Consider the following 23369-nt stretch of genomic DNA (forward strand, 5'->3'; position numbering starts at 1 on the left):
CATTCGGAGAAAAGAGTGAAGAAGATCACGCTGGAAGAGCTGGCCAGGCAGGTTGGCGTGGGAGTCGCGACCGTCGATCGCGTACTTAACGAGCGCGGCGGTGTTTCCCCGGCCACAACCCGCCGGGTATTACAGGCAGCAAGAGAAGCGGGTCTGAAGCGTATTTTGCCCGACGCACACCGCCAGCCGTGGCAGATTGCGCTGTTACTCAGCAGCAGCGATGCCTTTTTCTTCAGCCAGCTGAGTCAGGACTTTAGCAATCTTGCCGGTCAGCTGGGTTATGGCCAGGTGACGCTACACCGCACGCTGATTGCCGAGGATAACCCGGAACTGCTGGCGGCGCAGATCGTCAAGGCCAGCGAACAGCGCGACGGCATCATTGTATTTGCTCACGAGCATCCGGCGATCTATGCCGCGCTTGAGCACTGTTATCAGCGCAACGTGCCGGTGATCACGCTGGCCACCGACCTGCCAGGGGCGAAGCGTTTGTGCCACGTCGGGATTAATCAGCTACAGGCCGGGCGCACCGCCGGGCTGCTGATGGGAAAAATGATCAACGGACCGGGTGAGGTGATTATCATCAGCGGGCGAATGGATTACCTGGCGCACCGGCAGCGGGTGGAAGGATTCAGCGCGGTGCTCTCCAGCCAGTTTCCTCATCTGCGCGTGCATAAGGTGCTGGCCGCACTGGACGACCGCCAGCAGGTCAGCCGTCTGCTGGAGCAGCAGCTGTACGAGAGTAAAACCATTCACGGAGTTTACAACACCGGGCTGGGAAATCGCGAAATCGGCGAGGCGCTGGCACGCTATCGGCTGCTGAATAAAGCGGTGTTTATCACCCATGAGCTGTATCCCACCACCCGCGCGCTGCTGGCGCAGGATGCGCTGGCGCTGGCGCTCGATCAGAATACGCGGGAACTTGCTCAGCGCTCAATGACGCTGATGCTGAAATATCTGGAGCAGCAAAACAGGCCGGATGAGTACGCGGAAGGCAAGATAGAATTTGTACTGTATACGCGGGAGAACAGTCAGTGAACAACGCGGCAGCGTGATGCTGCCGCGAAGACTATCAGACTTCTTTCACGATCTGACGGGTCAGTTCGCTGCGGATATCGAAGCAGAGATTGCGCAGATTAAACTGATATTTTGGTAAGGCGATATCGTCAATGTCGCTGCCAATTTTGCCACGAATTTCCATATATTTATTCAGCTGGCCGTTAATGCGATCGAAACGCTGGCGGTACTGCTGATAAACCGTCACGTTGTAAGATTGCAGCGCATCCAGCTCATCACGACACTGTCCAACGCGAGCATCAAATGCGCTCAGGGTTGGTTTTTCCACAACCGGCTGTGGAGGCGGTGGTGGCGCAACGCGCGGTTGTGGATGAACAGCACAACCCGTGACTAAGAAAGCCATCATCAGCGCTGGAACTAATTTATGCATATCATCACCAGATTGCGTTCCTGCTTTCACAGGAGAAGGGGTAACAGTGCAAAATCCGTCCGTTGCACACAGTTAAAGACCCGTAGCAGGCTTAGTTTTACTTTGCGATTTTCCACCTGCAAGGAAGCGAAGTGATAATAGCAAAAAATGTCGCAAATTATCTACTTACTCAACCTTAAAGCCGGTGGCTTTTTAATAAATTCTGATACGAACTATCTTTGGTTGTTAATTCGCTGGCTGGCGATACTTATGCGCAGGTGCAGGCGGGCCACCCTGTTTGCCTGTATCGTTCTTCTGAACGATAGCGCTCCGCGCGTTTAAAAATCGATACTGCACGAAATGATCCGCAGGGAATGCCATCATGCAGGAATCACCCGCTCTCCCATCGCGACGGCTACTGTCCGCTATTGTCGCCTTTGCCGCACTGGCCCCCGGGGGCCTGATGACCGCCCCCGCTATTGCCGCACAGCTGTCGGTGCAGCTGCATCTTTCTCCTTCTTACATCGGTTTTCTGTTCTCAACGGAGCTGGGCGCGATGAGCCTTGCGACGTTCCCCGCCTGGTGGTGGCTGGGCCGATGTCACTGGCACCGCGTTGCCCTGCTGTCTGTTATCGTTTTCACGGTGGGTAATGTCGTATCGGCTTTTGCCGGGACCTTTGCACTGCTTCTGCCGTGCCGCTTTATCGCTTCGCTGGCCGGAGGGACGCTGATGATCCTGTGCATTACCAGCGCGGCCACAACCCGCAATTCAGGGAGAGTATTTTCGTTGTGGATACTCGGGCAATTGCTACTCGGCGCGGTCGGCTTACTTGTGCTGCCACCGCTGTTTGCCCGTTTTGGCTTGATGACGGTTTATTTACTGCTGGCCATTCTGATGATGGGCTGCTTTCCGCTGATACGCGCTTTTCCGGCCGGTTTAGCGGTACAGAAACAAACGAAGAATATCACCGGGCCATATATGCCCGGGCTGCTGGCGGCGCTGGCAGTGCTGCTGTTCTATACCGGACAAAGCGCCGTCTGGGCATTTAGCGGAACCATTGCGGCAGATGCCGGGCTGGATCGTATTCACAGCGGGCAGATACTGGCGGTTGCTACGGTGTTCGGCATGATGGGTGCCTGCATCACCGCAGCACTGTCTTCACACAGCCACAGACGGTTTTTATTACTGCTGGGATACGTATTATTGCTGGTGGGGATTGCGCTGTTCAGCCATCACCCGCTCAGCGTACGATTCGCGCTGGCGGCGGTGCTGTTTGAATTTTCCTGGATTTACGTCCTGCCGTTAATTCTGTCGCGGGTGGCGGCGTTGGATAACAATGGCAAACTGATGAACGCGATCAACCTGGTTATCGGCGGCGGTCAGGCGCTGGGGCCATCAATAGCCGGTTATTTGCTGGAAAATTCCGGCGGTCAAACCGGTGTTATGCTGCTGACGGCAGCCCTGTCGGTAGTGGTGTCACTGGTGTTCATCTCGCTGGCTGCATATCACCAGGCGAAAAAAAACCGCCATCGTTAACCGATGGCGGTTGATCAAGCTGAATGAAGCAGCGCGTTTAAAAACTCAGTCGCTGCTCCGTTCATTCATCCGGGCAGGAATTACATCTGCACCAGATTTTTGATTTTCACATCCGGATTAACGTCAGCCGCGTAGTCAACGCCTTCCAGACCGAAGCCGAACAGGTGCATAAACTCAGCTTTATAGCCGGCGAAATCGGTCAGCTCGTTCAGGTTTTCGTCGGTCACAACGGACCACAGACGCGTCACTTCTTCCTGCACTTCCGGCTGCAGCTCTTTGTAGTCAGCGCGCAGACGACCGGTTTCATCCAGAATCGGTGAGGCATTGTACAGGCTGTCTTTGAACAGACCGTAAACCTGCTCGATACAGCCTTCATGGGTGCCTTTCTCTTTCATCACTTTAAACAGCAGTGACAGATACAGCGGCATTACCGGGATCGCGGAACTGGCCTGAGTGACAACCGCTTTCAGCACGGAAACGCGCGCGTCGCCGTTGCCGTGAGCAGCGAGGGTGTCGCGAATGGTCAGAACACGTTTGTCCAGGTCCTTTTTCGCTTCGCCGATAGAACCGTTCCAGTAAATATCGTGGGTAATTTTCTCGCCCAGATAGGTGAAGGCCGTTGTTTTTGCGCCTTCAGCCAGCACGCCGGCTTCCAGCAGTGCGTCGATCCACATCTGCCAGTCTTCGCCGCCCATCACCGCGACGGTGCCGTCGATCTCTTCCTGTGAAGCCGGTTCCAGCGCCACATCATTGATGGTTTCTTTATCGGTATTCAGACCACGGGTGACCAGTGATTTACCGATTGGCTTCAGCGTGGAGTTGAACACTTCACCGGTTTTTGGATGGGTACGGCGCGGCGCGGCCAGGCTGTACACCACCAGATCAACCTGACCGAGGTCCTGTTTGATCAGTTCAATAGTTTTCTGCTTAACGGCATCAGAATAAGCGTCGCCGTTGATGCTTTTCGCATACAGACCTTTAGCCGTTGCCAGCTCTTCGAATGCCGCGGAGTTATACCAGCCGGCGGTGGCTGGTTTGCTCTCTTCGCCCGGGCGTTCAAAGAACACGCCCAGCGTGTCAGCACCGCAGCCGAATGCAGCGGAAATACGCGCTGCGAGGCCGTAACCCGTTGAGGCGCCGATGACCAGAACTTTTTTCGGGCCGGAAGCGATCTCGCCCTGAGCAGTAACGTACTCGATCTGTTTTTCTACGTTAGCTTTACAACCCGCCGGGTGGGCAGTAACACAGATGAAGCCACGAATGCGTGGTTTAATAATCATGTCGACCTCAATATAGGAAACTTTTTCGGCGCTAGAATACCGCTTATGCCGTTCCAGGCAAAGCACGGATGCACGCTTATCGCCCGACCGACTACTCTGAAGACGATGATTGTTTACTCTTTAAGCGCTAATGTGGCCGCCACACGGTACTTCGCCATCTCATCCGGCGGCACCATGCCACCACCGGTCGCCCACACCAGATGCGTTGCGCCCGCCAGCGCTCGCGCGGAAATCCCTTGTTTTTCCAGTTGCTCACTCTGCGCTGTCAGCCGCCACGGGCCAGCCATACCGGCCAGCGCCGACGGTTCCAGCGCCAGCTGCTGATGCCGCTCGGTCAGGCCCAGCAGTGCATACATCTCTTCGTCAGTCAGTGTATAAAAGGCGCTGAGTAACCGTTCCATCGCCCGACCAACAAAACCGGAAGCACGCCCCACGGCCAGCCCGTCTGCAGCCGTAACGTTATCAATGCCCAGATCCTGCACTGAAATGTCATCATGCAAACCGGTATGCACGCCAAGCAGCATGCACGGTGAATGAGTTGGCTCTGCAAAAATGCAGTGGACGCTATCGCCAAAGGCCAGCTTGAGGCCAAACGCCACCCCGCCGGGGCCGCCACCGACGCCGCACGGCAGATAGACAAACAGCGGATGTTCCGCATCTACGGTAATCTGCTGCGCGGCCAGCTGCTGTTTAAGCCGATCGCCCGCAACCGCGTAGCCAAGGAATAGATTGTGCGAATTTTCATCGTCAATAAAGAAACAGCGCTCGTCCATAGCGGCCTGTCGCCGCCCTTCCGCCACCGCCACGCCGTAATCCTGCTCGTACTCCACCACGGTCACGCCGTGGCTGCGCAGTTTTTGCTTTTTCCAGGCGCGGGCGTCGGCGGACATATGTACCGTAACGTCAAATCCAAGCGCGGCGCTGATAATACCAATCGACAGACCGAGATTACCGGTGGAACCTACCGCGATACGGTGCTGGCCAAAGAACTGGCGAAATTCAGGCTCTGCCAGGCGAACGTAATCATCCTGCGGCGTGAGCAATCCAGCCTCAATTGCCAGCTTTTCGGCATGCGCCAGCACTTCATAAATACCGCCACGCGCTTTGATTGAACCTGAAACCGGCAGATGACTGTCTTTTTTTAGCCACAAAGACCCCGTCAACTGCTGGCCATAACGCGCATCTAACACCGTTTGCAGCTTGGGCAGTGGACAGATCGGCGATTCGATAATGCCGCCGCTGGCCTGAGTTTCCGGAAAAGCGATGGCCAGCCAGGGAGCAAAACGTTCAAGCCTTGCGGCCGCATCGGCTACCTGTTCAGCACTGAGCCCTACGTGAGGATAACCTTCCTGCATGCTGGTGTAGCGAGGGTTGAACCAGGTGACGGGTTGTAATGCACACAACTCATTTAACAGTGGAAAGCTCTGTTTCAGGCTTTCAGCGTCCGTTAACATAGTTTCTTCTCCTGAATCTGGACGACATGATGTTTATTTAGTGTGATTCAACACTCGCGGCGGGCATCAACACCAAAGTATGATCGCATTCAAATTTCTGAAAAATATAATAAAAATAGAAATATGCAGTTTACCTGCATAACTATCGGCTGGAAACCGCCCGTTAAGCAACTCCGACCTATCGTCGAGGTTAACTATGCAGTTTGAGGTCAAAAACCTGCACCAAAACGGAGCAATTTACAATTATTTAATAAGTTTGAAACTTTTTTTTGGTGTTAAATTGATGGCAGCTCAGTGAGATGTCCTGAGCTATCCACGGTAATTAGTAGTTATAACTAAGCGCCACGCGCCGGGTACATATTGGTCACCGACGAAGTGGAGCTAATAAAATAAAGGTTTGTTATGGAAAAGCTATCTTACGTATCTGAAGGCAGCAAGACAGCCTGGTCAACCTACCTGCAGCAGATCGATCGCGTCGCCCCCTACCTCGGTGAACTGTCGCGCTGGATCGATACCCTGCGCCACCCCAAGCGCGCGCTGATCGTTGATATTCCCCTCCAGATGGATGACGGTACCATTCGTCACTTCGAAGGCTTCCGCGTGCAGCACAACCTCTCACGCGGCCCGGGAAAAGGTGGCGTGCGCTACCATCCCAACGTTGACCTGAATGAAGTGATGGCACTCTCCGCCTGGATGACCATTAAATGCGCGGCGGTAAACCTGCCTTACGGCGGCGCAAAAGGCGGTATTCGCGTCGATCCTTTCGCTCTGTCGGAAGGCGAACTGGAGCGTCTGACCCGTCGTTACACCAGCGAAATCGGTCTGATTATTGGGCCACAGAAAGATATTCCTGCACCGGATGTCGGCACCAATGGCAAAGTGATGGCCTGGATGATGGATACTTATTCCATGAATCACGGCACCACGATTACCGGCGTGGTAACCGGTAAGCCGATCCACCTTGGCGGTTCTCTGGGCCGTGAAAAGGCCACCGGGCGCGGCGTATTTATTACCGGCCGTGAAGTGGCACGCCGCAGCGGTATTGAGCTGGAAGGCGCCAGAGTTGCCGTACAGGGCTTTGGTAACGTTGGCAGCGAGGCCGCTCGCCTGTTTGCCAGCGCCGGTGGCCGCGTGGTCGCGATTCAGGACCACACCGCAACGCTGTTTAACGCTCAGGGTATCGATCTGGCAGCACTCACCGAATGGCAGGCCACTCATAAAAAAATCGCTGGCTTCACCGGGGCTGACGTGATTAGCGATGACGCTTTCTGGGACGTGGAAATGGATATTCTGATCCCGGCCGCGCTGGAAGGCCAAATCACCCGCCAGCGTGCCGAGAAGCTGCACTGCCGTCTGGTGCTTGAAGGTGCCAACGGCCCGACCTTCCCGGAGGCGGATGACGTACTGGCCGAACGCGGCATTACCGTGGTTCCTGACGTTATCTGCAACGCCGGTGGGGTAACCGTCAGCTACTTTGAGTGGGTGCAGGATATGGCCAGTTTCTTCTGGAGCGAAGACGAAATTAACGAACGCATGGATAAAATCATGACCGAGGCGATGATCCACGTCTGGGACAAAGCGCGTGAGAAAGAGTGCAGCCTGCGTACATCGGCCTATATTGTGGCCTGTGAACGTATTCTGATGGCGCGTAAAGATCGCGGTATCTATCCGGGCTAATCCGTCTCTTTGGGGCGGTTTTCCGCCCCTGTTCAGTGCCTTGCGTGCTATTTCAGCCACAACACCGGCGTTTTACCTTCGATGAGTGACTCGTCGTTCCTTCTATCAAATCACGCCATTTTTAGCTCCCGACTTGCTGTCTGACTCTCTGTCACTGATAGCGGAATATTTGCACCCGAGTGCAGATATCGCTACCGGCCTGCTATACTGTCGAAAAAATTTCGGATTCAGATCCTTTTCCACACTGATAACAGCGGGTTACGGCTCACGATGCAGAAAAAAAACTTACCTAAAGCGCCGATGAGAAAAGTGACCGCCAGCGATGTCGCTCACAGAGCAGGCGTTTCAAAATGGACGGTATCTCGGGCGTTCACCGACGGTGCATCCATCTCCCCGGCGACCCTGGAGCGCGTGAAGGCCGCAGCCAGTGCGCTGGGCTATCGCCCTAACCTGCTGGCCCGCAGCCTGTCCAAAAAAAGCTCGCGCATCATCGGCGTGGTGGTTGATGAGCTGCACAATCCAAACCTGATGCCGCTGCTGGACGAAGTGACCCGGCAGCTGCAGCAACGGGGATATCTTGCTCTGCTGCTGAACATCAGCCAGCGCGATGAAGGGCTCTTGACCCTCGCCGACCAGCTACAGGTTGACGGGCTGCTGTTTATGGGAACGCTGCTCAGCGAGGAAATTATTCGTCTGGCGCAGGATATTCACCACATCCCTCTGGTACAGATAGGGCGCAGCAGCACCCATCCTTATATTCAGGTGGTCACCACCGATGGCTACCAGGCCGGGGTTGCTATGGCTGAGCTGCTACACGGTGAGGGGTTTCGTCGCTTTGGCTATATGAAAGGCCCGGATACCGACTCCAGCCAGCTGTTACGCTTTGATGGCTACCGTGACCGTCTGCTGGAACTGGGCGTTGATGAAGCGCGGCTCACCATGCTGCATGCTAATCATTATCAGCGAGCCAGCGGCTATCATACCCTCGCTCACTATTTAAATCAGACCAGTGCAGACCGGCGAATTGACGCCCTGTTTTGCGAAAATGACGTTCTGGCCATCGGGGCAATTGAAGCGTTGCGGGCAGCAAATGCCTCAGGTTTGATGGGAATTGTTGGCTTTGACGGGATTGAGCTGGCCGCATCGGAGAGCTATTGCCTGACAACCTGCGGCCAACCCTTTTCCGAACTGGTGCCCGATGCGGTGCGTCGTCTGACCTCCCCCTAGATTGAGGAACACAACGCGCTTTATCCCGGCAGGATTGAACTACGCGATTCGCATCGTCGTCATCGATGAAAGGCATGATATTTTTCTATCATTATCTATCATTTGTTCGATAACGTCATGGCAAAACATGATCGACTTCAAAGAATTTATATTTCATTTATATATTAAATGGAATTTAAATTCCTTTAACCTTAGGCTGTCTCCATTCACAGGCCACCGGACGTCAGATAATGATCGAAGGTGATGAATGATATCAGGCTATCAAACCTATCATTTTACCATGATAGATATCATTCAGCCTCGTCGCGCATTAAAGCAATCAGAATGAGAGATGACCGATGAAAAAAGCGTTACATGGCGTTTCCGTTTTACATTCTAACGCGGTGACTCAGTTGCGTATCGCCCATGAAACGGGCTTTGATGCACTGGAACTGCTGCCGGAGCACCTGTTCCGTTACCTGGAGCACGGCGGAACGCTGGAAAAGTATAAACAGCTGATGCAGCACTACAATATTGAAATCAGCTGCATTAATGCGCTGAAGCGCATTGGCCGTCATCAGCCGCAGGAACGCCGCGAAATGCTGGATGAGGCGGACAAAATTTGCCGTGCCGCTCAGGCGCTGGGCTGCCCGGTGGTACAGATTATGGCGCTGAATGAAATCGATGCGCTGTCTGAAGCAGAACGTACGGAAATTCTGACGCAAAACGTCCGGGACATTGCGGCGATTGGCGCACAGTACGGCATTAAATTCCAGATCGAGGTGGTTGCCTTTACGCCGTTTAACAGCCTTAAACAGGGTCAGGCCATTATCGATGCGGTCGGCGCTGACAACGTTGGTGTGGTGATCGATTTCTGGCATCTGTACGCCGGTGGCGATACCACCCCGGAAGAGGTAGAAGCCCTTGATGTTAATCTGATTTATGGCGTGCATTTTTGCGATGGCCGCCGTTTGCACCCGGGAGAGGCGTGGGACGAGCGCGTACAGCGCAACTATCAGCCGGGTGAAGGTGAAGTGGATATCGATCGCTGGGTGGCGGCGGTGAATAAAACCGGCTACAGCGGCGTATGGTGCCCGGAGCTGCTCAGCCCGACACACTGGGAAGACGATCTGTGGCAAATAGCCCGCGATTCAATGGACAGCCTGACGGCATACACCAGCAAGTAAGGTAAGAGATAAACAAAACCGCCCTCTTATCTGGCGTGGTGCAGTTTGCACCGCTAGCCCGGATAAGAAGGGAGGGATCATGAAGTAGGGTTGGCAAGATGACTGGCAGGTTCCATGCGGAACCTGCCCTTTTTTTAGGCGTTACTCGCCGCGTCTTGCGCTGCCTGATAGCGTTGCTTAAAGGCTTCATTGTCTTCCACCAGGCGCAGCGCCGCTTCAATCAGCTCGTTCTGCACCAGCGTAGTTGAACCGCCGCTGGTCACCCAGTGAATATACATCACGCACAGCGCGGCAACCTGCAATGCTTCTCCTTCCTCATTTTCACCGTCAAACTGATACTCGGCCAGTGACCAGTCGTAAACGGCATTGACGAAGGGCATATCACCGCTTTCGTCCAGGGCAGGCAGCGTGTGAAACAGTTCAACCATTTCCGGCGTCGCTTCGTAGTTCTGGCGGCCAATTGCATCAAGTTTGCGGCCGTGCGCGCGGCTTTTGTTGGCCTGTTTCGCTTTTTCTTTCGCGCGTTTCTTACGCTTATCCTGTTTTGTACTCACGGTATTCTCTGCTTGCGGAATGGGAAGGGCCGCAGAATAGCACAGCACGACAACGTAGCCGATATTATGCGGCAGGAAATGGCCGATAACGCCCCTTTGAAGGATGTTATGGTGAAGGCGCGTTGCAGAAAACCGACAGCAGAAAAGCTGTCCGTAAAAAGAGGCGAACCCAGGCAGGGTTCGATCCAGGCAAAAAGGAGCTGTGTATGTTGTTTAGAGTAGAAATGACCGTCAATCTGCCAGCGTCAATGACCAGGGCCGAAGCCAGCGATATTAAACAGCGCGAGCGAGACTATTCACACAGGCTACAGCGAGAGGGTAAATGGCGCCATCTGTGGCGCATTGTGGGCAGCTACGCCAATATCAGCATATTTGACGTACGCGATGCTGAAGAATTGCACGAACTGCTCAGCGCACTGCCCCTCTATTCCTACATGCAAATAAACGTGCAGGCACTATGCCGCCATCCCTCTTCGGTTTATGACGACGATCGGTAACGATTGCACGCTTATCCGAATCAGAACTTACCAATCAGCAGCGAAACCAGACCGGCCGCAATCAGGGGCCCGACCGGAACGCCGCGAAACAGTGAAACGCCAATAATGGTGCCAATCAGCAGTCCGCCGACGATGGTCGGCTGGCTGCTCATCAGCGTGACGCCGCGCCCACCAACCCATGAAACAAAAATTCCCACCGCAATCGCCAGCAGGGATTTCCAGTGCAGGAAGGAGTGCAGCAGCGTGCTGGAGGGCAGAGAACCGCTGGCAATCGGCGCCATCACCCCAACGGTCAGAATAATGATGCCCACGGTCACGCCCTGCTTTTCAATCCATGGAAAAGTCTGCTGCAGCGGGGTCAGTCGAATAGCGACCAGCACCAGAAGAGCAATCGTGACAGTGAGGTTATGACTGAAATAACTTAAGGCAGCAAGGAACAGCAGAATGACTAAAGACAGATCGAACATGTTTAATTCCCGGACGACAAAATCGGTAGCAGCATATTGTTATCACAGCATAAACATTTTTTTCACATCCTCTACTTTTTTTTCCCGGTGACCTCACTGGCCTGGCGACCAAAATAGCGATAAAACGCCACGCTGAAGTTGTTAGCGTGGCGATAACCCACCTGCCAGCCTGCCTGCGCAACCTGATAGCCCTGTTCCAGCAGACGATGGGCTTTTTCCATCCGCATCTGTAATAGCATCTGACCGGGGGTGGTGTTAAAGCGCTGATGAAAACCCTGCTTCAATTTGTAGTCGCTTAGCCCCACCGCCATCGCCAGCGTACTTAACGAAAACGGCTCATCGAGATGGGCCAGCATCCAGTCACGGGCCTGCTCCAGCTGGAGATCGTCTCTGGGGTGCAGAGGTTTGTGCTTCACCTCTTCCACCAAATGCCGCTGCTGGGCCAGCAAATTCAGTGCGTGGATCTGTAGCATCAGCGCGTCATTGCCGCCCTGCCTGAGCTGCTCTAACAGCGTGGCCGTTGCCCGACTGTAAGGCGTGAAGGCATGGTTCACCACGCGACCGGTGGCGAACAGCCTGTCGCAGACCGCCGCGCCAAGATAGTGACTGACGCTGTCGGCGCTCAGCAGCAGGCGCAGCTGGCTGACCTGTTCCCCGCCTCGATAGCGCCGCTCTCCCTGGCTGCCGTGAAAGCTGGTGACGGTAAGCTGGCCCTCGGTAAACTGCGTTTCGCTGCCGTCGCGCCCGCAAAACTGCGAGTTTCCTGCCAGACCAAAAGTCAGCACCAGCATTGGGCGATCGTGTGGGTTGCAGGTTTCCTCTATCAAAGGCCGCACCGGCTGGTAGTTGGAACAAACAACGGTAAAGCCTTCTGCCACCGGATTGAAACGGGAAAGGCAGTGCCCCACCGTGGCAGGCAGTGACCGAATGTTGCCCTGCTGTTCAGCATCTGCCGATGTCAGCCGATAGCTTTGCGTCCCCTGGAAAGCCTGAATCATCACCTTCACCGTTTCACAGACTAAAATCACCGCCTCGCATATAAACGAGGATAATAAGCATTCTCATTATAGATATCATAGTTGCTGACCCTGCGCTATCGACAAACGATGAGGATGAGAATGGCACGATCTTACTGGGGCCTGCTGCTGGCGGCCCCCGGCATGACGGCAATCGCCGCCGACGTACAGAATAATGAGATGGTGGTCACCGCCACCAAAACGGAACTGCCTGCCGTGCAAGTACCGGCATCGCTTTCCGTTCTTTACGGTGAAGATCTTGAAGAACGCCGGGTAGACAGTGTCAGCCAGCTGGCAGCCATGACACCCGGTATGGCATTTCAGCCCTGGGGCCAGGCCGGCACTAACCTTGCGGTGGTACGTGGAGTAACCGGTAGCGGCAGCGGGTTTAACTCGGCCATGCTGCTCAGCGAAGACGGCGTGCCCCTGCTGGCCGGACAGGGTTTTGATAATAATTTCCTCGACGTCGATCGCGTGGAGATCCTGCGCGGGCCGCAGTCATCGCTCTACGGCCGCAATGCCGAAGTCGGGGTCATCAACGTTGTCACCCGCACGCCGGATAATCTACAACGCGGTGAAATTACGGCGATTGCCGGTAGCCGCCAGCGGCAGCAGCTGCGCGGTAGCTTCAGCACTCCGCTGGTTGAGGATCGGCTGTATGCCGCCGTAGCGGGCGAATGGAAATCGCAAAACGGTTACGTTGATAACACCACCACCGGCGGCAAAGCCGACGATCGCGAGCGCAATAACGCGCGGATCGTACTGCGCTGGACGCCGACCGACGCCGACGATATCCGCCTGCGCTACAGCCAGCAGCGCTATCACGACGGCGGTTCGCAGTGGGGACCGGCGGCCAGCCGCAACAGAAAAGTCGCCAGCGGCACCGATTCATGGAACCACTCACAGGCCAGCGTCGCCTCACTCGACTATCGCCACATGCTGTCAAACGGCTGGCAGTTCCGTTCCATCAGCGCCCGCACCGAAATTCTCGACCGCATTCAGCAGGATACCGATTTCACCGCGCCGGATACGCTGCATATGCAGCGCGATAATCAGTTCACCACCCTATCTCAGGAATTCCGCCTTCAGGGCGAAGGCAGCGATCATCGCTGGCTGGCCGGGCTGTACTTCGATCGCGACGACAACGATTACCGCTTCGTACAAAAGCTGCCGATGATGTCCACCGAAATGCGCAACGCTCAGATTGGCAATACGCAGGCGCTGTTCGGTGAATGGACGCAGATGCTGGGCGGCCCGTGGAGCGTAACGCTGGGTGGGCGCATTGAGCGCAGCGAAATTGAAATGTCACCGACGGGGATGGATAAACGCAGCTCCACCTGGCACAACGTCTCGCCGAAAATTACCGTGCAGTATCAGTGGCAGCCCGATCTGCAAAGCTACGCCAGCTACAGCCAGGGCTATCGCGCCGGTGGCTATAACCTGTTTTCACCGGCGACCGACTACTTCCGTTACAACCCGGAAAAAGTTCACTCCTGGGAGCTGGGGGTTAAGGGTTTGTCCGACGATCGCCGCCTGCGTTACAGCAGCTCAGTCTACCTGATGGATATCGACGATATGCAGGTTCAGCAGGTGGTCCAGGCCGGTGTGGTGTATATCAACAACGCAGCAAAAGCCCGATCTACCGGCTGGGAGCTGGAGGCCGACTACGCGCTGCTGCCTGAACTGCGTCTGCAGGGATCACTCGGGCTCAACCATACCCGTTTCGATAACTATCGCGACGGCAGCAACGACTATGCCGGTAATCACAACACCTTCGCGCCGGATGCCACCGCCAGCCTCGGACTGCGCTACGAACATACCAGCGGTGCATACGGCCTGCTGCAGTGGCACGGAGCCAGCCATAGCTTTCTCGATGCGGGCAATCAGTATCGTCAGGCCGGTTACGGCGTTGTCGACATGACCCTCGGTTATGCCTGGCGCGACCTGGATGTTTCGCTGTTCGTCGATAACCTGACCGATAAAGAGTATGACGCCGTGGGCTACCTCAACGGTAGCGTACGCATTTACAGCCCGCCGCGTGAACTTGGCCTGAAAGTGAGCTACAAACTATGACCTTTCCCGTAAGGATGATCGACCGGCTGGCCGCCGACAGCGTGCTGGCTGACAGCGTGCAGCTGGCGCTGCAAAACAATCTGTTTGACCACTTGCAAAACCCGCTCAGCGCGCGGCAGCTGGCGGAGAAGTTGCAGTGGCATGCCGACCCCACTGCGCATCTGCTGGAGCTGCTGTGGAGTTTTCAACTGCTGGATCGCCAGCAGCAGCAGGGCGAATCGCTTCTTTATCGTACCGCTTCGGCTGTCATTCCGTACCTCTGCCAGCAGGGCGAACGCTATATGGGTGATGCATGGCGCTACCGCCTTCAGGCGCTGCGCGGATTTGGCCAGCAGCTGACTGAGATGCTCAAGCAGCCGCTGCCCGAATACAGCGAACAGCTGCCGCATGACGCCGCCTGGGCCGCTGCCGCTGGGGGACAAATTGCGCAGGAGCAGCGGGCGCTCACCGCGGATACCGCCTGCGCGATCGCCGCAACCGTGACACGCTTCAACCATCCGGCCAGAATGCTCGATATGGGCGGCGGGCCGGGACTGGTCAGCGTGGCGCTGGCGCAGCGCTATCCGCAGCTGACCGGCGTGGTGCAGGATCTGCCGCTGACGGCCGAGGTGGCGCAGGGAAATCTCGTTGCCGCCGGAGTGGGAGACCGTTTCAGCGCGGTCAGTGAACTGGCGGACAGCGACCGCTTCGACATTATCTGGTGCTCCTCCTTCCTGCACTTCGTTGCCGATCCGGCGCAGACGCTGGCCGATCTGTATCGACGGCTGAATCCCGGCGGTGTCTTAATCAGTGCCCACGCACGCCTGGGTGACGATCCGCAGCAGGTTAGCCGGGTTCTGCCCTTCTTCCTGCCGCTGCTGATGCGCGGCAAGCACGTCTTCCACCACCATCAGCTGACGCAGATGCTGACCGAAGCAGGTTTTCGGGTGGAGGATCGCGGTGAACAGCCGTTTCCAATGGCACCGCTACACATTCACTGCGCCTGGCGCGGAGAACGCTCGTGAGCCGGGCGCTGCTACAGCTGATGTTTTTCTGGTTTAACGTCAGCCTGACGCTGCCGGTCACGTGGCTGATGCTCGGCCTGCCGCTGATCCTGCATCAGCAGGGCTGGAGCGGCCAGCAGCTGGGGCTGTTCCAGCTGGCGGCCCTGCCTGCGGTGATCAAACTGTGGCTGGCGCTACCGGTAGAGCGGGGAAGGCTGTTCCGCCAGCGCTATAAAAGCTGGGGAAGCCTGCTCTGGCTGGGGCTGGCACTGCTGTTTGCCCTGCTCAGCCAGTTCGATTTGCAGCAGAATAAAAGCCTGCTGTTTGCTCTGCTGCTGTGTTGCAGCCTGCTGCTGGCCTGGTGCGATGTGCCGGTCAATGCGCTGGCGATTGCGCTGTTTCACGAAGGCGAACAGGCCCGTGCCGGCAGCGTTCGCGCCGCTGCGTTGTTCACCGGCGCGGTGGGCGGCAGTGGCATTATGCTGCTGCTCTGGCAGCACTACGGTTGGGCGTTGCCCTGTCTGCTAATGAGCGCGGCGGCCCTGCTCTGCGCGCTGCTGCTGAGGCTGCTGCCGGAACCGCCCGCCGGGGAATATCGCCGCAGCGAGATGCTTGGCTTTTTCCGGCAGCCGGGAGGAAAAGGCTGGTATCCGCTCTGCGTTCTGGCCTTTCCGTTCCTCGGCAGCGGCTGGCTGTGGCTGAAACCGCTGCTGCTGGATGCCGGACTGCCGATGCAGCAGGTGATTATGTGGGTGGGGGTTGGCGGCAGCGTCACCGGAGCACTGGTCAGCCTGATTGGCGCACGCTGGCTGAACCGGGGCAATGCCAGCACGGCGCTGCCGGGCTGGCTGCTGTTTGCCGGGATTTCGCTGCTGTTGCTGGCGGCAGGAGTCTCGCTAAAGCTTTCCGCCGCGCTGCTACTGGCAATCTCCACGCTAATGGCCTGTGCCATCGGCGGACTGTCGGCACTGATGTTTATGCTGATGATGGCGTTCAGCCGCAAGGAAAACCGGGCGGTTGATTACGGTATCCAGGCCAGCCTGTTTACCCTGTCGCGGCTGAGCGTACCGCTGTTTAGCGGACTGCTGCTGGATCGCTTTGGCGGCGGTGTGATGCTGACCACGCTGGCACTCTGCACGCTGGCGGTGGCGCTGTATGCCTGGCTGCAACGGCGGACTATTGCGGCCAGGCTGGTAGAGTCGTAATCAGGCAAGGCTGTCGATTGCGGCCTGCAGGCTGACCTGCGGGCCGCTCAATACCGACAGCGTGGTATGGATCAGTTTTTCCGCGCCGCTCATGGAGGCCTGCGCCAGTACAATGCAGCCGAGCGCGCATTCCGGCCGCTGGCGAATATAATCGGCGATCACCTGATGATAACCGGCAATATCGCCCTGATTAAACCACGCCCACGCACGCGGGATCAGCTCCACCACCAGGCGCTCACCCGGAATAAAGGCGCTGAACAGTCGGGTCGTGGATTCAAGTGTCGAACTGGCAGTGCAGAGAACCAGGATCGTACCGTGATAGCGTGAGGACACTTTAGCGAGGGTAGCATCAATGCGCAGCACCGGCTTGCTGAACTCAGTTTCAAAGGCCGCCACGCCCAGCGTGGTACAGGTGACGATCACCACGTCCGCCTGTTCACACAGTTCGCTGATGGCCTGCCGGGTTGCAAGGGTAATATCGTCCGTCACTTCATTTTGCGCGACCGCGCGCTCAAACAGTTCGCTTTCTACACGGTGCAGCAGTTCAACGTCCGAGTAATCCAGCGCCAGCAGAGCCTGTTCAAAAACGTCAATATTGCTTCTGGCCGCATGCAGACAGGCGACGATGGCCATAACTCTCTCCAGGATGTGTATGGCGGCGCTTTTCGCGCCGCCGTTGCAAGGTGCTACTTCAGCCCACGATGGTGCAGCATCGGTTCGATTTGCGGTTCACGTTCCAGCCAGCGGTGGAACAGCTGCTGCAAATCGCTGCTGTTGCCGCGCGAGAGGATCATCTCGCGGAAACGCTGTCCGTTTTCAGCGGTCAGCCCGCCGTGCTGCTCAAACCAGGCATAACCATCGTCCGCCAGCATCTGCGTCCACAGATAAGCATAGTAACCGGCGGCGTAGCCGTTACCCCAAATGTGCTGGAAATAGCTGGAGCGATAGCGCGGCGGCACCGCAGGCAAATCCAGCCCTTCCTGCTGTAGCGCCCGCTGCTCAATAACGTCAGCCTGCTGCAGCGGTTCATCGGCAGCCAGCAGATGCCAGTGCTGGTCGAGCAGCGCCGCCGCCAGCAGCTCGGTCATATCGTAGCCTTTATTAAATTTACTGGCGGCCTGCATCCGCTCGCGCAGGGCGGCTGGCATCGGTTCACCGGTCTGATAGTGGCGAGCATAGTGGTTAAACACCTGGTTATTACTGGCCCAGTGCTCGTTGATCTGCGACGGGAACTCGACGAAATCGCGCGGCGTATTGGTGCCGGAAAGGCTGGCATAGCGCTGTTCGGCAAAGATGCCGTGCAGCGCGTGGCCGAATTCGTGGAACAGCGTAATGACATCATCCCACGAAAGCAGCGCCGGATGCCCTTCCGCAGGCCTGGTGTAGTTTGCCACGTTGTAAATCACCGGCTTAGTGCCCAACAGGGTCGACTGCTCAACGAAGTTGCCCATCCACGCACCGCCGCCCTTGTTATCACGGCGGAACCAGTCGGTATAGAATAGCGCCAGCGGGCTGCCGTCTTTATCCAGCACCTCATAGACTTTAACGTCGGGATGATAAACCGGAATATCAGCGCGCGGTTTAAAGGTGATGCCGAACAGCTGGGTTGCCGCGTAGAACACGCCGTTTTCCAGCACGTTGTTCAATTCAAAATAGGGATTGAGCTGAGCGTCATCAAGATCGTACTGTTCGCGCCTTACCTGCTCGGCGTAGAACAGCCAGTCCCACGGTGCCAGGTTAAAACCGCCGTTCTGACGGGTGATAATTTGCTGAATATCGTCGGCTTCACGCTGCGCCCGGGCGCTGGCCGCCGGTACAATCTGTCGCATGAAATCCAGCGCGGCCTGCGGGGTTTTCGCCATCTGATCCTGCATTTTCCAGGCGGAAAAGCTGTCGAAGCCCAGCAGCTTCGCCTGCCGGGCGCGCACCTGCGCCAGCCGGGCAATGACCTCGCGCGTATCGTTTTCGTCACCCTTCTCCGCCCGCGCCCAGGCGGCGTTAAACAGCGCCTGGCGGGTGCTGCGGTCGTCGATAGACTGAAGCGCAGGCTGCTGCGTGGTGTTTTGCAACGCCAGAAGCCACTGAGCCGACAGGCCACGGGCCTCCGCCGCTGCGCGGGCAACGGCAATCTCCGCCTCGTTCAGTCCGGCAAGCTGCTGGCTGCTGGCCACGGCCAGGCCTCCGGCTTTGGTGGCGGCCAGCAGCCGACGGGTAAAGCGGCTGCTGAGCCTTGCCGACTCCTGATTCAGCGCTTTCAGCTCGGTTTTTTCCTCATCGCTGAGCCGCGCCCCGGCCAGCTGAAACGCCTGCCAGGTCACTTCAACCAGCCTTAACGATTCATCATCCAGCGACAGCTGATGGCGCTGCTGATACACCGTATCCAGCCGGGTAAAGAGCGCAGCATTGAGGTGAATGTCATCATCCAGCGCGGCCAGCTTTGGGGAAATCTCTTCGTCCAGCGCCTGTAGCGCATCGCTGGTGTTGCCGGCAGTCATCGCGCTGAATACGTTATAGACCCGGCGCAGATTTTCACCGCTCTTTTCCAGCGCCAGATAAGTGTTATTAAAATCGGCCGGTGCCGGATTGGCGGCAATGTCAGCGATCTCAGTGCGTTTCAGCTCGATAGCGCTCTCCAGCGCGGCGCGATAATCCTCATCGCTAATGCGATCGAAAGGTGGTGCCTGGTAAGGCAGCGTACTGGCCTGGCTGAACGGGTTAAGCTGGCGGGTGGACATCGGCTGATTCTCCTTAAATGATTCTGCCGCCAGCAGCGATGACGGGCTGGCGCTCAGTGCCACAACTATGGCGTAAATAGCGGATTTGTTGCGCATTTCCCTGCTCTCCTGCTCCCTGTTGCACGCTTTCCAGAATAAACGTGGAATCACGCAGGACGCAATGCCTTACTGCCCACCTGAACCTGCTAATTACGGATTAACTTATGCTGCCTGCCGGGATTTATCACACTGCCACACGCAGCGACCCTCAACCCAGGTCGCGGCGATGTTGCGGTCATCGCCCAGCGTCATCAATACAAACAGCTTTTCCCAGATATCGCGGCTGTTGCCGTGGCGCAGGGTTTGCAGCGCGGACACCGCCGGATCGATCGCCACAAAATCCGCATCTTTACCCGGCATAAAGCTGCCGATGTGCCGGTCCAGATCCAGCGCCTTCGCCCCGCCGAGCGTGGCATGATAGAAGGCTTCACAGGCTGAAAGTTTGTAGCGCTGAAGCTGTCCCACCTTGTAGGCCTCGCCGAGGGTTTGCAGCATATTGAACGTAGTGCCTGCACCAACATCGGTGCCCACGCCCATTTTCACCCCTTTCTGCCAGCAGGTTTGCAGATCGAACAATCCGCTGCCGAGGAACAGATTAGAGGTTGGGCAGAAGGCGACGGCGGAATCGGTGTGGTGCAGGCAGTCCCACTCTTCATCTTCAAGGTGCAGGCAGTGGGCAAACAGGCTGCGGCGGCCGGTCAGCTGATACTGATGATAAACATCAAGATAGCCGCTGTTTTCAGGGAACAGCGCCTTCACCCAGGCGACCTCCTGCGGGTTTTCGCTCAGATGGGTATGCAGCCAGGTATCCGGGAACTCCTCACGCAGCTGGCGGACTTTTTCCAGTAGCTGCGGTGAGGATGTGGGGGCAAAACGTGGCGTCAGCGCATAGCTCAGGCGACCAACATTGTGCCAGCGTTCAATCAGTTCGCGCGTCTGCCGATAGCTCTGTTCCGGCGTTTCGGTCAGCGCTTCCGGCGCGTGGCGATCCATCATCACTTTACCGGCGATCAGCCGCATCCCCAGGCCGTGCGCGGCCGAAAATAGCGCGTCTACCGATTCCGGGTGGACAGTGCCAAACACCAGCGCGGTGGTGGTGCCGTTGCTTAGCAGCTGCTGGAGGAAAAATGCCGACATTCGTGCAGAGTGCTGCGGGCAGTGGTACTGACTTTCCACCGGAAAGGTATACTGATTCAGCCATTCGAGCAGCTGCTCGCCAAAGGCCCCGATCATCTCGGTTTGCGGATAGTGAATATGCGTGTCGACAAATCCCGGGACGATAAGCTTGCCACGATAATCCACCACCTCGCAGCCCGGTGGCAGTTGTGAACTCTCCTCCTGCCAGGGACTGAGGGAAACAATTTTGCCTGCATTAAGCAACAGCAGGCCATCTTCGATGTAGCGCGCGGCGTCCAAAAGTTCATCCGGCGTACTCACCGTACGGGTAATATCGAAAAAGCTGCCGCGAATGGCGTGGCTACAGGTTACTGGCATAATTATTCCTTCAAGCACGGCGGAAGATCCGTCCCGCAATTCACGGGAAAGGTGCTGGTTATCGATAAACAAACAGAGTGACCATTCTGTTTCCGAAAAAACAGACTCTGCTGTTTTGCAAAATCCGTACCAGCGAGAATAAATAAATTAATCATATTTATCAGTCGGATAAATTAAATTCTGGCAGGCATCATATTTTGGAATGATAAAAACGGCAGGCAACCGTTTGCTATTTAATGCGCAAACGGTTGCCTGGCATTAATAATAAATACGCTCCTCTACCGGACATTATTCGTCTGTTCCCCGGCACCGAAATAACGCAGAGTCCGTCACTTTCGCACCATGCTGGTGCGACATTTTCTTATTAATCATAACCATTCGCTTCTTATCACATCTGCCCTGAGATGGTATGGTGATCGGCGCTGCATGGTGGAAATTTCCGGGTTATGACGCCCAATTTTGTATTGAGGAACAGTGAGATGATCGTATTTGTTACCGGCGCGACCGCTGGTTTTGGTCAGAGCATTACCCGTCGTTTTATCGCGCAGGGTCATCAGGTGATTGCAACCGGCCGCCGTCAGGAACGCCTGGATGCACTGAAGGAAGAGCTGGGTGAGAATGTCTATACGCTGAAGCTTGACGTGCGCGACCGCGCAGGCATCGATGAGGCGATTGCCAGCCTGCCCGCCGAATGGCGCAACATTGACGTTCTGGTCAACAACGCCGGTCTGGCTCTGGGGATTGAACCGGCGCAGCGCGCCAGCCTGGATGACTGGGAAGATATGATCGACACCAACAATAAAGGGCTGGTGTACATGACGCGTGCCATCCTGCCAGGCATGGTGGAACGCAATATCGGTCATATCATCAATCTGGGTTCGATTGCCGGTAGCTGGCCGTATCCTGGCGGCAACGTTTATGGTGCAACTAAAGCCTTCGTGCGTCAGTTCAGCTTCAACCTGCGTACCGATCTGCACGGCACCGCACTCCGCGTGACCGATATTGAGCCGGGTCTGGTGGGCGGCACCGAGTTTTCTAACGTGCGCTTTAAGGGTGATGATGCCCGTGCCGATGGCGTTTACGACGGCGCTGTACCGCTGACGCCGGAAGACGTGACCGAAGCGGTCTGGTGGGTCGCCACGCTGCCAGCGCATGTGAACATTAACGCGCTGGAAATGATGCCGGTAGGTCAAAGCCAGGCCGGTTTACGCGTGCATAAGTCGTAATTTCCCCTCTGCTGCCTGCCCCCGCTTCAGGCGGGAGCAGGTCAGCGGCTAAATGGTTTTTCCCCATCCCGCCACGATAATCAGCATTCCGCAGAACGCCACCGCGGCCCCAACCCAGTCCCATGTGCTGAGCTTTACGCCGTCCACCACCCGCAGCCAGACCAGCGCCGTCACAACATACACGCCACCGTAGGCGGCATAGACGCGCCCGCTCGCCTCCGGATGCAGGGTTAACAGCCAGACGAAAATCATCAAACTTAGCGCAGCGGGCAGCAGCAGCCACGGGGAGCCGCCTTTTTTTAACCAAAGCCAGGGCAAGAAACAGCCAATGATTTCGGCCAGCGCGGTGGCAAAAAACAGTAACGTGGTGGTCAACATACGTGTAAATCTCTCCGAATCCTCAATGAACACACCGGGTCGCTGGTGAGCACTTCGGCGCTGATGATATACTTATTGGCAATATCTGCGCAGCAGTTGTCTCCGCTTCGCGTCTGTAAAGAAAGGAAACCTTTGATGAAATCACTACAACAACGTCTGACCCGCACCACCCTACCACTGGTTTTACTGGCGGCACTGTTTTCCGTGCAGCACAGCGCAATGGCGCGCACTGACCGTCTGGTGATTGAAAACGGCGATAACTCGTTGAGTAAAGAACAGGCTCGTCAGGAGAAAGAACAGTGGGATGATACTCATCGCCTGCGTGGCAAAGTGAACAATCGTGTTGAGAAAGAGTTCGATAAAGTCGATCGCGCCTTTGACACCCGCGACGGCTGCGAAAAAAGCCTGAATGTGAACGCCTACTGGGAACCTAATACGCTGCGCTGCCTGGATCGTCGTACCGGACGCCCGGTTGCACCGTAAGCCCGGTCACTTCTCTGTTCGCCAACGGAATGTGGAAAGAAACGCCCCATAATTAAAAGTGCATCGCTATGGGGCTGACAGCGTTTCACGTTGGTGGGCAATTTTTTGGCTTATAATTACCGCTGTTCTCACGCAAAAGGATGAAATGATGAAAGGTTCTAAGTGGATTTTAACCGCCCTGCTCGTTGCCAGCCCGCTGGCCGTTCAGGCATCTTGCGAAAGCGTCAAGGCTGATATTAGTCAGAAGATCATCAATAACGGCGTGCCAGAATCCGGTTTCTCGCTGGATATCGTCCCTAACGATCAGGCCGAGCAGGCTGGTGGTCAGGTTGTCGGGCACTGCGAGAGCGATACGCAAAAAATCGTCTATAAACGCAACGGTAACGACAGCGAAAACAGTGTTCCTGCCAGTGCGGGAACCTCCCAGGATACACCTGCACAGTAATCTCTTTACC

The 23369-nt window shown here is 56.4% G+C and carries 22 protein-coding genes; 12 read left to right on the top strand and 10 right to left on the bottom strand.

Annotation, left to right across the window (positions count from 1 at the left end):
- Nucleotides 1-15 precede the first annotated feature (15 nt).
- Nucleotides 16-1035 carry a substrate-binding domain-containing protein gene (locus tag JOE09_RS02450; RefSeq protein WP_205064664.1) on the top strand — a complete coding sequence of 340 codons (1020 nt, stop codon included), beginning with the start codon at nucleotides 16-18 and terminating at the stop codon, nucleotides 1033-1035.
- A gap of 34 nt (nucleotides 1036-1069) precedes the next feature.
- Here JOE09_RS02450 and JOE09_RS02455 read toward each other — a convergent pair whose 3' ends face one another.
- Complete coding sequence (locus tag JOE09_RS02455; RefSeq protein WP_205064665.1) at nucleotides 1070-1444, bottom strand: hypothetical protein; 375 nt, start codon at nucleotides 1442-1444, stop codon at nucleotides 1070-1072.
- A 361-nt stretch (nucleotides 1445-1805) separates the two neighbouring features.
- Between JOE09_RS02455 and JOE09_RS02460 the strand changes: the two genes are divergently transcribed.
- Complete coding sequence (locus tag JOE09_RS02460; protein WP_205064666.1) at nucleotides 1806-2960, top strand: MFS transporter; 1155 nt, start codon at nucleotides 1806-1808, stop codon at nucleotides 2958-2960.
- Between the two features lie 80 nt (nucleotides 2961-3040).
- On the opposite strand, the gene fabV is transcribed toward JOE09_RS02460, so the two are convergent.
- Both fabV and JOE09_RS02470 read right to left on the bottom strand, forming a co-directional pair.
- Nucleotides 3041-4240 carry an enoyl-ACP reductase FabV gene (gene fabV, locus JOE09_RS02465; RefSeq protein ID WP_205064667.1) on the bottom strand — a complete coding sequence of 400 codons (1200 nt, stop codon included), beginning with the start codon at nucleotides 4238-4240 and terminating at the stop codon, nucleotides 3041-3043.
- Nucleotides 4241-4353: 113 nt separating this feature from the next.
- Nucleotides 4354-5694 (bottom strand): D-serine ammonia-lyase, encoded by a 1341-nt coding sequence (locus tag JOE09_RS02470; protein ID WP_205064668.1) that lies wholly within the window; start codon nucleotides 5692-5694, stop codon nucleotides 4354-4356.
- Between the two features lie 402 nt (nucleotides 5695-6096).
- On the opposite strand from JOE09_RS02470, the gene JOE09_RS02475 reads away from it, so the two are divergent.
- From JOE09_RS02475 to JOE09_RS02485, 3 genes are all read left to right on the top strand, one after another.
- A complete protein-coding gene (locus tag JOE09_RS02475; RefSeq protein WP_200544779.1) occupies nucleotides 6097-7371 on the top strand; it encodes a Glu/Leu/Phe/Val family dehydrogenase in 1275 nt (424 codons plus the stop codon).
- A gap of 300 nt (nucleotides 7372-7671) precedes the next feature.
- The gene (locus JOE09_RS02480; protein WP_239552901.1) at nucleotides 7672-8598 is read left to right on the top strand and encodes a LacI family DNA-binding transcriptional regulator; all 927 of its coding nucleotides are present in this window, start codon (nucleotides 7672-7674) and stop codon (nucleotides 8596-8598) included.
- Between the two features lie 338 nt (nucleotides 8599-8936).
- Nucleotides 8937-9764 carry a sugar phosphate isomerase/epimerase family protein gene (locus tag JOE09_RS02485; RefSeq protein ID WP_200544777.1) on the top strand — a complete coding sequence of 276 codons (828 nt, stop codon included), beginning with the start codon at nucleotides 8937-8939 and terminating at the stop codon, nucleotides 9762-9764.
- 134 nt (nucleotides 9765-9898) lie between these two features.
- Here JOE09_RS02485 and JOE09_RS02490 read toward each other — a convergent pair whose 3' ends face one another.
- Nucleotides 9899-10318: a hypothetical protein gene (locus tag JOE09_RS02490; protein ID WP_205064670.1), complete on the bottom strand. Its 420-nt coding sequence runs from the start codon at nucleotides 10316-10318 to the stop codon at nucleotides 9899-9901.
- 206 nt (nucleotides 10319-10524) lie between these two features.
- Between JOE09_RS02490 and catC the strand changes: the two genes are divergently transcribed.
- Nucleotides 10525-10815: a muconolactone Delta-isomerase gene (gene catC, locus JOE09_RS02495; protein WP_105595536.1), complete on the top strand. Its 291-nt coding sequence runs from the start codon at nucleotides 10525-10527 to the stop codon at nucleotides 10813-10815.
- A 20-nt stretch (nucleotides 10816-10835) separates the two neighbouring features.
- Here catC and JOE09_RS02500 read toward each other — a convergent pair whose 3' ends face one another.
- Nucleotides 10836-11282 carry a DUF441 domain-containing protein gene (locus JOE09_RS02500; protein WP_105595488.1) on the bottom strand — a complete coding sequence of 149 codons (447 nt, stop codon included), beginning with the start codon at nucleotides 11280-11282 and terminating at the stop codon, nucleotides 10836-10838.
- A gap of 71 nt (nucleotides 11283-11353) precedes the next feature.
- Nucleotides 11354-12280 (bottom strand): helix-turn-helix domain-containing protein, encoded by a 927-nt coding sequence (locus JOE09_RS02505; RefSeq protein ID WP_205064671.1) that lies wholly within the window; start codon nucleotides 12278-12280, stop codon nucleotides 11354-11356.
- 120 nt (nucleotides 12281-12400) lie between these two features.
- Between JOE09_RS02505 and JOE09_RS02510 the strand changes: the two genes are divergently transcribed.
- The 3 genes from JOE09_RS02510 to JOE09_RS02520 are packed head-to-tail and all read left to right on the top strand — an operon-like array spanning nucleotide 12401 to nucleotide 16559.
- Nucleotides 12401-14371 (top strand): TonB-dependent receptor, encoded by a 1971-nt coding sequence (locus JOE09_RS02510; RefSeq protein ID WP_205064672.1) that lies wholly within the window; start codon nucleotides 12401-12403, stop codon nucleotides 14369-14371.
- Nucleotides 14368-15375, top strand: a complete 1008-nt coding sequence (locus tag JOE09_RS02515; protein ID WP_205064673.1) for a methyltransferase domain-containing protein — start codon at nucleotides 14368-14370, stop codon at nucleotides 15373-15375. Before JOE09_RS02510 ends, JOE09_RS02515 begins: the two co-directional genes overlap by 4 nt.
- Entirely contained in the window at nucleotides 15372-16559 is a 1188-nt protein-coding gene (locus tag JOE09_RS02520; protein ID WP_205064674.1) for an MFS transporter, read from the top strand. Before JOE09_RS02515 ends, JOE09_RS02520 begins: the two co-directional genes overlap by 4 nt.
- Here JOE09_RS02520 and JOE09_RS02525 read toward each other — a convergent pair whose 3' ends face one another.
- From JOE09_RS02525 to guaD, 3 genes are all read right to left on the bottom strand, one after another.
- Nucleotides 16560-17192 carry a hypothetical protein gene (locus tag JOE09_RS02525; RefSeq protein WP_205064675.1) on the bottom strand — a complete coding sequence of 211 codons (633 nt, stop codon included), beginning with the start codon at nucleotides 17190-17192 and terminating at the stop codon, nucleotides 16560-16562. It abuts the gene before it with no gap.
- Nucleotides 17193-17245: 53 nt separating this feature from the next.
- A complete protein-coding gene (gene dcp, locus JOE09_RS02530; protein WP_205064676.1) occupies nucleotides 17246-19390 on the bottom strand; it encodes a peptidyl-dipeptidase Dcp in 2145 nt (714 codons plus the stop codon).
- Nucleotides 19391-19495: 105 nt separating this feature from the next.
- Complete coding sequence (gene guaD / locus JOE09_RS02535; protein WP_205064677.1) at nucleotides 19496-20827, bottom strand: guanine deaminase; 1332 nt, start codon at nucleotides 20825-20827, stop codon at nucleotides 19496-19498.
- A gap of 479 nt (nucleotides 20828-21306) precedes the next feature.
- On the opposite strand from guaD, the gene ydfG reads away from it, so the two are divergent.
- On the top strand, nucleotides 21307-22053 hold the full coding sequence (ydfG, locus tag JOE09_RS02540; RefSeq protein WP_200544760.1) for a bifunctional NADP-dependent 3-hydroxy acid dehydrogenase/3-hydroxypropionate dehydrogenase YdfG: 747 nt from the start codon (nucleotides 21307-21309) through the stop codon (nucleotides 22051-22053).
- A 48-nt stretch (nucleotides 22054-22101) separates the two neighbouring features.
- Here ydfG and JOE09_RS02545 read toward each other — a convergent pair whose 3' ends face one another.
- On the bottom strand, nucleotides 22102-22431 hold the full coding sequence (locus tag JOE09_RS02545) for a YnfA family protein (protein WP_105595496.1): 330 nt from the start codon (nucleotides 22429-22431) through the stop codon (nucleotides 22102-22104).
- Between the two features lie 135 nt (nucleotides 22432-22566).
- Between JOE09_RS02545 and JOE09_RS02550 the strand changes: the two genes are divergently transcribed.
- Together JOE09_RS02550 and JOE09_RS02555 are read left to right on the top strand one after the other, a co-directional pair.
- A complete protein-coding gene (locus JOE09_RS02550) occupies nucleotides 22567-22914 on the top strand; it encodes a DUF1283 family protein (protein ID WP_105595497.1) in 348 nt (115 codons plus the stop codon).
- 145 nt (nucleotides 22915-23059) lie between these two features.
- Nucleotides 23060-23359 (top strand): DUF1161 domain-containing protein, encoded by a 300-nt coding sequence (locus tag JOE09_RS02555; protein ID WP_420830600.1) that lies wholly within the window; start codon nucleotides 23060-23062, stop codon nucleotides 23357-23359.
- Nucleotides 23360-23369: the final 10 nt, after the last annotated feature.

The sequence above is a fragment of the Pantoea coffeiphila genome (assembly GCF_016909495.1).
Classification (GTDB): Bacteria; Pseudomonadota; Gammaproteobacteria; order Enterobacterales; family Enterobacteriaceae; genus Erwinia; species Erwinia coffeiphila.